The sequence below is a fragment of the Xylophilus sp. ASV27 genome (assembly GCF_016428875.1).
GTDB lineage: Bacteria > Pseudomonadota > Gammaproteobacteria > Burkholderiales > Burkholderiaceae_C > Xylophilus.
The window spans coordinates 57,316-69,230 of record NZ_JAELTO010000008.1 but is presented as its reverse complement, the minus strand read 5'-3'; the positions used below and the strand labels follow the sequence as shown (position 1 = coordinate 69,230).

10 protein-coding genes and 2 pseudogenes are annotated in these 11,915 nt (G+C 69.9%); 8 read left to right on the top strand and 4 right to left on the bottom strand.

Annotation, left to right across the window (positions count from 1 at the left end; genetic code table 11):
* Positions 1 to 240 (top strand): annotated as a pseudogene (locus JHD63_RS23875) (IS701 family transposase); the annotation flags it as partial.
* A 2-nt stretch (positions 241 to 242) separates the two neighbouring features.
* On the opposite strand, the pseudogene JHD63_RS03460 reads toward JHD63_RS23875, so the two are convergent.
* The 3 genes and pseudogenes from JHD63_RS03460 to JHD63_RS03450 all read right to left on the bottom strand — a co-directional run bounded on the left by JHD63_RS03460 (position 243) and on the right by JHD63_RS03450 (position 1,973).
* Positions 243 to 785 (bottom strand): annotated as a pseudogene (locus JHD63_RS03460) (AAA family ATPase).
* Between the two features lie 19 nt (positions 786 to 804).
* Complete coding sequence (locus JHD63_RS03455) at positions 805 to 1,512, bottom strand: nitroreductase (protein ID WP_198969258.1); 708 nt, start codon at positions 1,510 to 1,512, stop codon at positions 805 to 807.
* A gap of 29 nt (positions 1,513 to 1,541) precedes the next feature.
* Entirely contained in the window at positions 1,542 to 1,973 is a 432-nt protein-coding gene (locus tag JHD63_RS03450; protein ID WP_233167537.1) for a MarR family winged helix-turn-helix transcriptional regulator, read from the bottom strand.
* 127 nt (positions 1,974 to 2,100) lie between these two features.
* On the opposite strand from JHD63_RS03450, the gene JHD63_RS03445 reads away from it, so the two are divergent.
* The 5 genes from JHD63_RS03445 to JHD63_RS03425 all read left to right on the top strand — a co-directional run bounded on the left by JHD63_RS03445 (position 2,101) and on the right by JHD63_RS03425 (position 7,996).
* Positions 2,101 to 3,516 (top strand): FAD-binding oxidoreductase, encoded by a 1,416-nt coding sequence (locus tag JHD63_RS03445; RefSeq protein WP_198969256.1) that lies wholly within the window; start codon positions 2,101 to 2,103, stop codon positions 3,514 to 3,516.
* 24 nt (positions 3,517 to 3,540) lie between these two features.
* Positions 3,541 to 4,539, top strand: a complete 999-nt coding sequence (locus JHD63_RS03440; RefSeq protein WP_198969255.1) for an ABC transporter substrate-binding protein — start codon at positions 3,541 to 3,543, stop codon at positions 4,537 to 4,539.
* A 40-nt stretch (positions 4,540 to 4,579) separates the two neighbouring features.
* Complete coding sequence (locus JHD63_RS03435; protein WP_198969254.1) at positions 4,580 to 5,920, top strand: cytosine deaminase; 1,341 nt, start codon at positions 4,580 to 4,582, stop codon at positions 5,918 to 5,920.
* Positions 5,921 to 6,042: 122 nt separating this feature from the next.
* Positions 6,043 to 7,053 carry a porin gene (locus JHD63_RS03430; protein ID WP_198969253.1) on the top strand — a complete coding sequence of 337 codons (1,011 nt, stop codon included), beginning with the start codon at positions 6,043 to 6,045 and terminating at the stop codon, positions 7,051 to 7,053.
* A complete protein-coding gene (locus tag JHD63_RS03425; RefSeq protein WP_198969252.1) occupies positions 7,043 to 7,996 on the top strand; it encodes a PDR/VanB family oxidoreductase in 954 nt (317 codons plus the stop codon). The genes JHD63_RS03430 and JHD63_RS03425 overlap by 11 nt, the downstream gene beginning before the upstream one ends.
* 228 nt (positions 7,997 to 8,224) lie before the next feature.
* Here JHD63_RS03425 and JHD63_RS03420 read toward each other — a convergent pair whose 3' ends face one another.
* The gene (locus tag JHD63_RS03420; protein ID WP_198969251.1) at positions 8,225 to 8,932 is read right to left on the bottom strand and encodes a Crp/Fnr family transcriptional regulator; all 708 of its coding nucleotides are present in this window, start codon (positions 8,930 to 8,932) and stop codon (positions 8,225 to 8,227) included.
* 182 nt (positions 8,933 to 9,114) lie between these two features.
* Here JHD63_RS03420 and JHD63_RS03415 point away from each other — a divergent pair, with 182 nt between their 5' ends.
* Complete coding sequence (locus JHD63_RS03415) at positions 9,115 to 11,058, top strand: AMP-dependent synthetase/ligase (RefSeq protein ID WP_198969250.1); 1,944 nt, start codon at positions 9,115 to 9,117, stop codon at positions 11,056 to 11,058.
* A 35-nt stretch (positions 11,059 to 11,093) separates the two neighbouring features.
* Positions 11,094 to 11,915, top strand: coding sequence for an ABC transporter ATP-binding protein (locus JHD63_RS03410; protein ID WP_233167552.1), 822 nt, complete (start codon positions 11,094 to 11,096; stop codon positions 11,913 to 11,915).

The window sequence follows — 11,915 nt, the reverse complement described above, 5'->3', positions numbered from 1 at the left end:
CTCATGGCCGAGCGCCTCGTCGCCGACAAGTCTGTCGGCGATAAAAAAAACTTCATCGAACGCCAGGTGCCTGCCCTTCCCGAGGATTACGTCCCCCGAGGCAGTCCTGCGCGCGCAACGCCACGTGGCGACGTCGATCACGACACTGCGTCATCGACTGAGCTATCAGTTGATCGCTCGTCTCGGGCAGTGCCCATGCTGCGGAAGGGCAAGCGCAAAGCATCTTTTATGACACAGTAAGACTAAGGCCCAGACACCCCACTCAACGCATCAAGAACAAGCCCGGCGCGCTCCGCCACCGGCACCTTCGGCAGCACCACCACCTCATACCCCAACGAGGGATAGACCCGCAGCAGCCGCTCATACTCCGCCACCGCAGCCTCGATGCCATGCCGCCGCTCCGGTTCTTGCGCATAGATCTCGGGCCAGGGCGGGGTGAGGAAGACGCGCCGGTGGTAGCGATGGTGCCGCGCCAAGCCCGCAAGCACGGGCTCGCCGGTCAGCGCTTCGAGCGCCGCGGCGGCATCCACCAGACCGCGGTCGAAGAACACCCAGCCTGCGGTGCCCGTGGCGCTGGCCCGGCCCGCGACGGCCATGTCGATGGCCCTGCGCAGGAAGGCCGCCCTGTCCTACCAGGGGACGGCCTGGCCGCCGTTGCGCGCTTCTTCCTGGATGATGCGGCGGCCAGGCTCTTCGACGCAGGCATGGCCGCGCCGGCGCAGTTCGGCCAGCAGGGTGGACTTGCCGCCGCCGGAGCAGCCGGAGAGAACGACGAAGCGGTCCATCTCTCAGCCTCTCAGACTCTCAGCCCATCACGCGCAGGAAATCGCTCACCGGCAAGCGCGCGGTGCGCACCTCGTTCTCCGCCGCATCGCCATCCGCATACCCGAGCGCTACCCCGCACACCACACGCTGCCCTGCATCCAGCCCCAGCGTCCGCCGCACCAGCCCAGGGTAGGACGCAATGGCGCCGATGCCGCAACTGCCCAGCCCGGCCGCCGTCGCCGCCAGCATCAACCCATACAAACACATGCCCAGGTCCATGTAGCAGCCGCTGCCCATGCGCGCGTCTATGGTCACCAGCAGCGCCACGGGTGCGTCGAAGAAGCGGAAGTTGCGCTCGAACTGCGCATCGCGGGCGGCGCGGTCGTCGCGCGCGGCGCCCAGGGCGCGGTACAGCGCCTGGGCGGCGGCGACCTGGCGGCGGCGCAGGTGCATGGGCATGGGCTGGGGGAAGTAGCTGTAGTCCTCGGGCTCCTGCGCGCCTTGGCGGAAGGCCTCGACCAAGGCGGCGGACAGGCGGGCGCGCGCGTCGCCCTGCAGGTGGATGAATTCGCCGGGCTGCAGGTTCGCGCCGCTGGGGGCCAGGCGAGCCTGGGCCAGCAGTTGCGCCAGCAGGCCCTCGGGCAGGGGCTGGTCGGTGAAGCGGCGTATGGAGCGGCGCGCTTGCACCAGGGCGGCAAAGGGCTGCGGCTGGGGCGGCGGCCGGGGGTGCGTTCGCAAGGGGTCCATGGCGGTATTTCACCATCGGGCGTTTCGCGCTACAGCCCCATGTCGATCATCCTGGTCCGCATGGTGCGCAGGGCGCTTCTCACCTGGTCCAGTTCCTCGGCGGTGTTGGCGCTCATGACCTCGCGGGTCAGGCGATCCTCGACCTGCTTCGCCTGCTCGAACAGCTTGCGCCCCGCGAACGTGATCTGCGCCACCACGGTGCGTTTGTCGTGGGCCGAGCTGGTGCGTTCGACCCAGCCCCTGTCCTCCATGCCATGCAGCATGTGGGTGATGCGCGTGCGTTCGTAGGCGGTCCACTGGGCCAGCTCCTGCATGGTCAGCGGGCCGCGGCGCAGCAGCGCGCTCAATACGCGGAACTCGGTCGCCTGCAGCCCCAGGGGGCGCAGCGCTTCCTGCAGGGCACGGTTGCGCCGATAGACGACCTGTGTGCAGAGGAAGAAGAGGTTGGTCTCGAGATCCATGGAAAAGCGCTCGCTCGGGATTTTATGTGAAAGTTCACTCATTGGCATGCGGATTGCATGGCTTGTGTGTCCCCGGTGCCTCATGCACCGATATCGCCACTCACGCCGAAGAACCGTGGAGTTTCACATGAATGATGTTCCTTCCTTCCTGCAGCAGCTCGGCGACGTGCCGGTGGTGACCGATGCAGACGCGGTGCGGCGGCGCAGCCGCGACATGTCGACCACCTTCAGCCCGATCATCCGCAAGGAGGCCGCCGGCAAGTTCGCCGACCTGATCGTGCGCCCGCGCCATCGCGAGGACGTGCTGCGCATCGCCCGCGCCGCGGCCCTGTCGCGCATGCCGTTGATGATGCGCGGGGCCGGTACCTGCAACCTGGGGCAGGGGGTGCCGCTGCAGGGTGGCGCCATCGTCGACATGACCGCGCTCGACCGCCTGCTGTGGAGCCGGCCGGGCGCCCTGCGCGCCGAGGCCGGCGCCCGCCTGATGGCGCTGGACGAAGCCACCCGCCCCGCCGGCTGGGAGCTGCGCATGCATTCCTCCACCAAGCGCGCGGCCACCATCGGCGGCTACGTGGCCGGGGGCCATGCGGGCATCGGCAGTTGCGCCTGGGGCATCCTGCGCGACCGCGGCAACATCCGCGGCCTGCAGCTGGTGAGCATCGAGGCCGAGCCCCGGGTGATCGAGCTGCGCGGCGACGACGTCAACCTGGTGCACCACGCCTATGGCAGTAACGGCATCATCACCGAGGTCGAGATGCCGCTGGCGCCGGCCTGGCCATGGACCGAGGTCGTGGCCAACTTCCCCGACTTCATGACGGCCGCGCGCTGCGGCTACGCGCTGGCCGCGGCCGACGGCGTGGTCAAGAAGCTGATCTCGCTCGACGAGTTCCCCAACTGGGACTACATGGCCGCGATGCGTCCCTTCGGCCGCGAGCGCTGGTCGATGATGCGCTGCATGGTGTCGGCCCACGACATCGAGGCGCTGCGCGGCCTGGTGGCGGGCTTCGGCGGCCAGATCGCGGTCGAGGCCGCCGAAGGCCACGGCCCGTACCACGCGCCGCTGTGGGAGTTCGGCTGGGGCCATGCACGGCTGCAAGTGAACAAGACCCGGCCGGACATCGTCAACAACATCGGCCTCTACCTGGACCCGAACCTGCTGGCGGCGGTCGAGCGCAGTTGGCGGCGCTTCCAGGGCTTTGGCGGCATGCACCTGGAAGCCAAGCGCTACGACGGCCGGATCGCGTTCCAGGGCTCGCCCTACTACGCCTTCGAGGACGAGGCCCAGGTGGCCGGGGTGATCCGCGGCATGGCCGAGGACGGCGCCATGGTGGCCAACAACCACACCTTCTTCGTCAAGGAAAACGGCATGAAGGCCGCCGATGCCCGCGACGCCGGCTTCAAGCGCCAGATGGACCCGCACGGCCTGATGAACCCCGGCAAGTTCGACGCCACCGAAGGCCACGCCAAGGAGGGCGCGGGCTTGGCCCTGCCCACCACCGGCTGGCAATACGGCGCGCAGGCCGCGGCCGAGGCCCTCGCCTGAAGCCCCGCCCGAAAGGACCAGACCATGAGTTGCAACAACGCCTTCACCCGCCGCTCGGCCCTCGCGGCGCTGGCCGCGCCGGCATTCATCCGCAACGCCGGCGCGCAAGCGGCCACCCGCGTCACCTACCAGACCGGCTGGGTGCCGCAGCCCGACAAGGGCGGGCTCTACCAGGCGCTGGCCACCGGCCTGTACCGCGAAGCGGGCCTGGACGTGGAACTGCGCGCCGGCGGGCCGCAGCTCAACACCATGCAGATCTTCCTCGCGGGCCAGGCCGACTTCGTCGACTCCGACAGCACCCGGGTGCTCAACTTCGCCAAGGAAGGCCTGCCCGGCGTGGCGGTCGCGGCCTTCGGCCAGAAGGCGCTGACGGTGCTGCTGTCGCACCCCGGCAGCGGCCACGACACGCTGGCCGCGCTCAAGGGGCAGCCGCTGCTGGTCTCCACCGTCGGCCGCCAGACCTACTTCCCCTGGCTCAAGGCGCGCTTCGGCTTCACCGACGCGCAGGCCCGGCCCTACACCTTCAGCATGGCGCCCTTCTTGGCAGACAAGGCGGTGAGCATGGAAGGCTTCCTCACCAGCGAGCCCTACGAGGTCCGCCGCGCCGGTGTGGAACCGGTGCTGCACCTGCTGTCCGAGCAGGGCTACCTGGCCTACAGCAACGTGGTGGTCACGTCGCCGAAGATGATTGCCGAGCGTGCCGACGTGGTGCAGCGCTTCGTCGATGCCACGGCCCGGGGCTGGGCCAGCTACCTGCAGGGCGACCCCAGGCCGGGCAACGCACTGATCCGCAAAGGCAACCCCGAGATGAGCGAGGAAAAGATAGCCTTCGCCCGCGACGCGATGAAGCGCGCCGCCATCTTCGACTCACCCGACGTGCGCGCCGGCGGCCCGGGGGCCATGAGCCACGCGCAATGGAATGCGGTGTACGAGGCCATGGTCGCGGCCGGCGCCATGCCGGCCGGCGTCGATCCGAAGAAGGGCTATACCCTGCAGTTCGTCAACAAGCGGGTGGGGGCGTGAGCGCAGTCCGTCTGCCCTGATCCCACTGCCAATGACTCCCATGCCCACCAGCTTCTTCACCCCGCCCCGAGGCGACCGCTATGCGCTGCGCAACGCCACCGTGCCGGCCTGCCTGGTCGAGCCGCCGGCCCTGCGCGCCAGCGCCGACGGCGAAGGCCTGTGCCAGGCCGACCTGCTGATCGAGGGCGGCCGGCTGCACGGCGTGCTGCCGGCCGGCTCGCTGCCTGCGCAGGCGGGCCCGGACCTGGACCATTCCATGGTGCTACCCGGCCTGGTGGACCTGCACACCCACCTGGACAAGTGCCACATCTGGCCGCGCAAGCAGAACCCCACGGCCGACACCGCGGGCGCGGCCCAGGCCACCGGCGAAGACCGCGAAGCCCGCTGGAGCGCGCAGGACCTGCGGGTCCGCATGGAATTCGGCCTGCGCACCGCCTACGCGCATGGCGTGGTGGCCATCCGCACCCACCTCGACTCGCTGGCGCCGCAGGCCTCCATCTCGTTTCCCGTATTCCGCGAGCTGCGCGCAGCCTGGGCCGGGCGCATCACGCTGCAGGCCTCGTCCATCGCGCCGATCGATGTCTTCCTCACCGACGAAGGCCGGCGGCTGGCCGACATCGTGGCCGAGTCCGGCGGCAACCTGGGCTGCGTCACCCGCTTTCGCGGCCGGCCCAACGTGCCGGCGCCGCCCGAGTTCGACACCGCCCTGCGCCGCCTGTTCCGACTCGCGCAGGAACGTGGCCTGCACGTGGACCTGCACGTCGACGAGACCGGCGATGAGCAGGCCCGCACGCTCGCCGGCGTGGCCCGGCTGGCGCGCCAGGACGGCTTTGCCGGGCACATTCTCTGCGGACACTGCTGCTCGCTCGCGGTGCAGCCCGAGGCTGACATGCGCGCCACGCTGGAGGCCTGCCGCGCGGCCGGCATCGACGTCGTCAGCCTGCCGACCGTGAACATGTACCTGCAGGACCGCGCGCCCGGCCGCACGCCGCGCTGGCGCGGCGTGACCGTGCTGCACGAGATACGCGCCGCCGGCCTGCGCGTGGCGGTGGCCGGCGACAACTGCCGCGACCCGTTCTACGCCTATGGCGACCATGACATGCTCGACACCTTCGTGCAGGCGGTGAAGATCGCCCAACTCGACCGCCCGGTGGGCGACTGGGTGGCGGCCGCCTGCGCGGTGCCAGCCGACATCATGGGCCTGCCCGGCGTCGGCCGCCTGCACGCCGGCGGCGCCGCCGACCTGATCGTGCTGCGCGCGCGCGACTACTCGGAGCTGCTCTCGCGCCAGCAGGGCGACCGCTGCGTGCTGCGCAACGGCCGTCCGATCGACACCACGCCGCCCGACTACCGGGTGCTCGACGCGCTGATGGTGGCGTAGCCCCCGCGCCACCGCCTGACCTTCCGGCATCGTCCTTTTGCCGCCCGCGCGGGCCGGCGGGGAGAGCCGCCGCCCCGTTGATTCCAGTTCGTTCCCTTGCCACCACCTCACGAGGACATGACATGAGCAGCCCCCTTTTCCCTCTTCGCGCGATCGGCCTCGCCAGCCTGCTGGCCTGCGGCGTCGCGCATGCCCAGGCGAGCGGCAGCGGCGTCCAGGTCTACGGCGTAATCGACGCCGCCGTCGGCTCGTTCAAGGACGCCGGCGGCGCGCGCAGCAGCCAGCTGAGTTCGGGCAACATGACCACCAACTTCTTCGGCTTCAAGGGCCGCGAAGACCTGGGCGGCGGCCTGTATGCCAGCTTCACGCTGGAGTCGTACTTCCGGGGCGACACTGGCGCGGCCGGCCGCTACAACGGCGACGGCTTTTTCTCGCGCGCCTCCAACCTCGGGCTTGGCGGCCAGTGGGGCCAGGTCAGTCTGGGGCGCGTCGGTACGCCGCTCTTCCTGCACACGCTGGTCTACAACCCGTTCGGCGGCTCGTTCGCGTTCTCGCCGGCCATCCGCAACACCTTCCAGAGCACTGGCCGCGTCGCCGGCGACTCGGCCTGGAACAATGCGCTCGGCTACAGGACGCCGAACCTGCACGGATTCACCGGCACGCTGCTCTACGGCCTGAAGGAAAGCGCGCGCGGCCCCAATGCCAGCGCGGCGCTCCAGTACACGGGCAAGGCCGTCTCCATCGGCCTGGTCGGCCAGAAGGTCGAAGTGCCCTTCACCTCCGGCGACCAGACCGCCTGGCAGTGGGGCGGCAGCTACGACTTCGGCCCGGCCAAGGTCTACGGCCAGTACCACCGGGTGCGCACCTCCGGCACCGCAACCGCCGCGGCCGACACGCGCGACGGCATTGCCCAGTTGGGCGTATCGGTGCCGGCCGGCGCGGGCCATCTGCTGGCCTCGTGGAGCCAGGCACGCACCAGCGGCGCGCTGCACATCGAGCGCACCTTCGCCACCGTGGGCTACGACTACCGCCTGTCCCGGCGCACCGACGTCTACGCCATGCTGATGGGCGACCGCCGCACGGCGGTATCGAGCGGCAGCACCTTCGCGCTCGGCATCCGCCATGCGTTCTGACGGCCTGATCGAGGTCCGGGTGGCGGCGCGCCAGCGCGAGGCCGAGGGCATCGACAGCTTCGAACTGGCCGCGCCGGGCGGCGGCGCGCTGCCGGCCTTCGCGGCGGGAGCGCACATCGACCTGCACCTGGACGGCGGCTGGGTACGGCCGTACTCGCTGTGCAATCCGCAGGACGGGGGCCGGTGCTACCGCATCGCGGTGCAGCACGAGCCCTCGGGGCGCGGCGGCTCGGCGGCCGTGCATGCGCAGCTGCGGCCGGGCAGCACGCTGCGCATCGCCCCGCCGCGCAACCTGTTCGCGCTGCAGGACGGCACGGCGCCGGTGCTGCTGCTCGCAGGCGGCATCGGCATCACGCCGCTGCTGGGCATGGCGCAGACGCTGCATGCCGCGGGCCGCGCGTTTGCGCTGGTGTACTGCAGCGCCAGCGAGCGCCGCGCCGCCTTTGCCGGCGCCCTGCGCCGCGCGCCCTGGGCCGGACGGACCACGCTGCACCACGACGAACGGCATGGCCGCTTCGACCTGGCCGGCCTGCTGGCTGCGCAGCCGGCGGGCACGCATGCCTATGTGTGCGGCCCGGCCGGCTTCATCACCGCCGCCACCGCGTGCGGCTGGCCTGCGGAGCGCATGCACGTCGAGCGCTTCGCGCCTGCGCCAGTGCCCCAGGCTGCTCCGCGCACCGGCGCCATCGAGGTCCAGGCCGGGCGCGGCGGCCCGGTGGTCATGGTGCGCGCGGACACGCCGATCACCGTCGCCCTGGCCCGCGCCGGCATCTGCATACCGGTATCCTGCGAGCAGGGCATCTGCGGCACATGCGCCACGCGGGTGCTGGAAGGCCAGGTCGAGCACCGCGACTTCCACCTGTCCGCGCGGGAGCAGGCGCAGGGCCTGATGCTGCCCTGCTGTTCGTGGGCGCGGTCTTCGAGGCTGGTGCTGGACCTGTAGGTCTCGAGGCAGCGCGGAGCCGTCCGTTGCCTTGGCGACGACGCATCCTGCAAGCGTCGAAGCGGAACTGCAACCCTGCGCCCCGGCCTCGGTACCCCTGGGTAGACGCGGCACCATCAAAATAAATAGCATGAAGCCCTGACAGTATCTTCATTTCATCAATAAATATGCATGAAATTAAGACATATCCAAGGCTTCAAGCTATTCATTTCATAGCAAAAATCACTCCTACAACCCCTGCACCTGACGCAGGGCCTGCAACTGCAGCACGCGCACGCCGCCGTATTCAACGCGGATCAGCCCCTGGGCCTGCAGCACGGCCAGGGCCTGGTTCACGCGCTGGCGCGACAGGCCGACCAGGTAGGCCAGTTCCTGCTGGGTGATGCGCAGCACGTCGCGCACGCCGGGGTAGAGCACCGGGTTGAACAGCGCGGCCAGGCTGCGCGCCACCCGCGCGTCAGGGCTGTTCAGGCGGTCGGTCTCCAGCGCGGCGATGAACTGCGCGAGCCGCTCGTTGAGCTGGTTCATGACGAAGCGGTTGAAGCCGATGGAGTGGTCCAGCAGCCAGTGGAAGTCGTCCGCCGGCAGGCCGGCGACCACGCTGCGGCGCAGGGCCTGGATGTTGTAGCGGTAGGTCTCGCGCTTGAGCACGGTGCCTTCGCCGAACCAGCCGCCCGGAGGCAGGCCGGCGAAGGTCATGGTGTCGCCCTCGCGGCTGTCGTTGCCCATCTTGAGCAGGCCCTCCACCAGGCCGAACCAGTAGGTCACCGGCCGGCCGATGCGGCAGATGAAGTCGCCAGGCTCGGCGTCGCTGACCACCAGCGCGGCCACCGCGCGGACCCGGGCCGGCCCCTCCAGCACCGCGAGCCAGGGGATGCCGCCCAGTTCTTCGGCGGTGGGCACACGGCGGCGGGCATGCAGGGCGGTATGGGGCATGGGGCGCAGCGTGCCGCGACTGGCCACAACACGCCCTGGGGAAAGTCCGGGGAAGGGAGAACCCGCAAATTGTCAGCCTAATGACAACTGGACGTCAAAGTCCTGCCTACATTGGAGTCGAGACAAGCGCCGTCCGTCCCGCCCCGGGAGGCCGACGGCACAACCCGAGACAAAGGACTGGCATGAGCACCTTCCCCCGCCTGCTGCTCCAGCACGCGCAGGCGCGCCCCACGGCGCCGGCACTGCGCGAGAAGGAGTACGGCATCTGGCAGACCTACGACTGGGGCGCGCTGGCCGCGCTGGTCGGGCGCATCGCCGGCGGCCTGCACCAGGCCGGGCTGGCGCGCGGCGAGCATCTGGTGGTGATCGGCACCAACCGGCCGCGGCTGTACGCGACCATGCTCGCGGCGCAGTCGCTGGGCGCCATTCCGGTGCCGCTGTACCAGGACGCGGTGGCGGCCGAATGCGTGTTCCCGCTGGTCAATGCCGAGGTGCGCTTCTGCGTGGTGGAAGACCAGGAGCAGCTCGACAAGCTGCTGGAGATCCGCGACGAATGCCCGCAGCTGCAGCGCATCTGGTATGACGACCCGCGCGGCCTGCGCCAGTACGCCGAACCCGGCGTGGCGCCGCTGGACGCGCTGGCCGAGGCCGGCCAGGCCTTCGTCGCCGCCCGGCCCGAGTGGTTCGGCGAGCAGGTGGCGCGCACGCAGGCGGGCGACGTGGCGGCGATGTTCTTCACCTCCGGCACCACCGGCAAGCCCAAGGGCGTGGTGCACACGCATGCGAGCCTGCTCGACCGCGCCACGGCCGGCGCCGAGTTCGACCACCTGACCGAGCGCGAGGAGGTGCTGGCCTACCTGCCGCCGGCCTGGATCGGGCAGAACATCTTCAGCTACGCGCAGTGGCTGTCGTGCGGCTACGTGGTCAACTGCCCGGAAGACGCGAGCACGGTGATGATCGACCTGAAGGAGATCGGCCCCACCTACTACTTCGCGCCGCCGCGCGTGTTCGAGGGCCTGCTCACCAGCGTGATGATCCGCATGGAAGACGCCGGCGCGCTCAAGCGCGGCATGTTCCACCACTTCATGGCGCTGGCGCGCCGCGTCGGCCCGGCGCTGCGCGACGGGCAGGCCGTGGGGGCGCTCGACCGCCTGCACTACCGCCTGGGCGACTGGCTGGTCTACGGCCCGCTGCGCAACACGCTGGGCTTCTCGCGCGTGCGGGTGGCCTACACCGCGGGCGAGGCGATCGGGCCGGACCTGTTCAGCTTCTACCGCTCCATCGGCGTCAACCTCAAGCAGCTCTACGGCTCGACCGAGACTGCCGTCTTCGTCTGCCTGCAGCCCGACGACCAGGCGCGCGCCGACACGGTGGGCGTGCCGATCCGCGGCGTGCAGATCAAGGTGGCCGACAACGGCGAGATCCTGATCAAGTCCGCCGGCCTGCTGCAGGGCTATTACAAGAACCCCGAGGCCACGGCCGAGGTGCTGACCGCCGATGGCTGGTACCGCACCAGCGACGCCGGCTTCCTCGACGCCGGCGGCCACCTGAAGATCATCGACCGCGTGAAGGACGTGGGCCGCCTGGCCGGCGGCGCGCACGACGGCGCCATGTTCGCGCCCAAATACGTGGAGAACAAGCTCAAGTTCTTTCCCTTCATCAAGGAAGCGGTGGCCTACGGCGACGGCCGCGACCGGGTCTGCGTGATGCTCAACATCGACTTCGACGCCGTGGGCAACTGGGCCGAGCGGCGCAACCTGCCCTATGCCGGCTACACCGACCTGGCGGGCAAGCCCGAGGTCTACGCGCTGATGCAGGACTGCGTGGAGAAGGTCAACGCCGACCTCGCCGCCGACGCCCTGCTGGCCGGCAGCCAAGTCTGCCGCTTCCTGGTGCTGCACAAGGAGCTGGACGCCGACGACGGCGAGTTGACCCGTACCAACAAGGTGCGCCGCGGCTTCATCGCCGAGAAGTACGCGCCGCTGGTGGACGCGCTCTACGCCGGGCGCACCGAGCAGTTCATCGAGACGCAGGTGAAGTTCGAGGACGGCCGCACCGGCAGCGTCAGCGCCACCCTGCGCATCGGCGACGCCAAGACCTTCGCTCCCGTGAGGAAAGCCGCATGAACGCCGCCGTCCCCTTCCAGGCCATGGCTGGCGCCATGCCCCCACAAGACCTTCCGCAGGCACAGGAGCCCAGCGCGGCGCGGCGCGCGGGCGAGGTGATCCTGGACGTGAAGAACATCTCGCTCGCCTTCGGCGGCGTGAAGGCGCTGACCGACATCAGCTTCGACGTGCGCGAGCACGAGGTGCGCGCCATCATCGGCCCCAACGGCGCGGGCAAGAGCTCCATGCTCAACTGCATCAACGGCGTGTACCAGCCGCAGCAGGGCGCCATCACCTTCCGCGGCCAGACCTTCACGCACATGAACAGCCGCCAGGTGGCCGAGATGGGCGTGGCGCGTACCTTCCAGAACCTGGCGCTGTTCAAGGGCATGAGCGTGCTCGACAACATCATGACCGGGCGCAACCTGCGCATGAAGAGCAACCTGCTGCTGCAGGCCCTGCGCGTGGGCCCGGCGCTGAGGGAAGAGATCCGCCACCGCGAGTTCGTCGAACGCATCATCGACTTCCTGGAGATCCAGGCGCACCGCAAGTCGCCCGTGGGCCAGTTGCCCTATGGCCTGCAGAAGCGCGTGGACCTGGGCCGCGCCCTGGCCATGGAGCCGCAGGTGCTGCTGCTGGACGAGCCCATGGCCGGCATGAACGTGGAGGAGAAGCAGGACATGTGCCGCTTCATCCTCGACGTGAACGACGAGTTCGGCACCACCATCGTGCTGATCGAGCACGACATGGGCGTGGTGATGGACATCTCCGACCGCGTGGTGGTGCTGGACTACGGCAAGAAGATCGGCGACGGCACGCCGCAGGAAGTGCGCAGCAATCCCGAGGTCATTCGCGCCTATCTGGGGGGAGAACACTGA